The 1,383-nt window shown below is 32.7% G+C and carries 2 protein-coding genes; both read right to left on the bottom strand.

Features of this window, described 5'->3' with window-relative positions; all coding sequences use genetic code 11:
* On the bottom strand, nucleotides 1-614 hold a 614-nt coding region (locus AC3DU7_RS12400; RefSeq protein ID WP_488039651.1), incomplete at its 3' end, for a retron system putative HNH endonuclease.
* On the bottom strand, nucleotides 611-1,383 hold a 773-nt coding region (locus AC3DU7_RS12395), incomplete at its 5' end, for an AAA family ATPase (protein ID WP_488039650.1). The genes AC3DU7_RS12395 and AC3DU7_RS12400, both read right to left, overlap by 4 nt.

Raw genomic sequence — 1,383 nt, 5'->3', positions numbered from 1 at the left:
GCACAAAAAGGGATATACTTACCTTGATTATCCAATTTATCAAAACTATCTAGCAATTCCTTGATTTCTGATTCTTCAAGATTTTCTACAACTTCTAATATACCATCAATTGCTGCTTTACGCATTGCATTCAACTTATCAATATCTAATCCTAATTTATCAATTGTTGTCAGAGCAATTTCTTTTTCTTTTTTATCTAAAACATTAGTGGGTAAAATTTCTCCAGAACCAGTATAGCGAAAAAAATCACTACAGTTTGGTTCTAAAGGAGAAACCATCAATTTTTCATCATACCAATCTGCTTTTTTGACACCACAATGGGGAGGTTCTTTTTTTTCTCTTTCACGTTGGCATGATGCTAATAAATTATTATAATTTAGCTGCTCTTCTGGAAAAATGCTACGGGGTTTGAGGTGTTCTATATGACTATTTTCTTTATCAATTTCCATGCCACAGTAACAACAAATATAACCCTGTTCCTCAAGCAAACTTTGATGAATATTAGTTTTTTCTTTGCTCCTTAAATCATTATAAGTAGGTTGCCAATTTTCATTAGCAGACGCTTTAAATTTTGCTAAATCTTCAGGTTCATCACTCTTTTTTATATACTTCACTTATTCAAAATCTCCCGCCGACGCATCAATATATCTGCTCTGACAAATTCTGGTTCATCAGTACCTATTTCTTCTTCAATTTCTAGCCGTAGTTGTCTAGCTGACTCAAGATTTCCACTATCTATTAATCGAAATAATTCCATCAATTTTTCCTTGATTTCTTGTGGACGTTCAGGAACTTTCATTAAATCTTCTAAAATACGATTACTATCTCTACCAAAGGAACTAGAAGGATGTTTAAGAACAACATTATCATCTATTTTTTCTAAAATATAAACGCTATTCGGTTTGATTTGACTGACAACTTGTGGAGAATGGGTAGTAATAATAAATTGACAATTAGGAAATGTTTCTGTTAGTTTAGGAATTACTTGACGCTGCCAAGCAGGATGTAAATGTTGTTCAATTTCATCTATTAATACCACACTACTTGCTGTTAAGGGATCGCCTAAACTTGGATTAGCTATTGCTAAACGTCTGGCTAAGTCACCTACTAATGCTAATAAGCTTTTTTCTCCATCAGATAGTTGTTGAATATCAAGTTCTTGGTCTTGTTTTTTGATTGTCATTCTTGGGTAAGGTTTACGGCGGACTCTAATATCATAAAAGTTATTTCCTAATATAGAATAGATAGCTTCCCTGACTGCTTGAAGTTGGCGATCGCGATATTTTGGATTATCTCGAAGTTCTTCATTTTCGGTTTCTTCTATTACTCTAAACCATTTAAAAAAGCTATCAAAATTAATTTGTATTCCATCAAGTGCTTGTT

It is taken from the genome of Okeania sp. (assembly GCF_983059655.1).
This window is presented reverse-complemented; position numbering and strand designations above follow the sequence as displayed.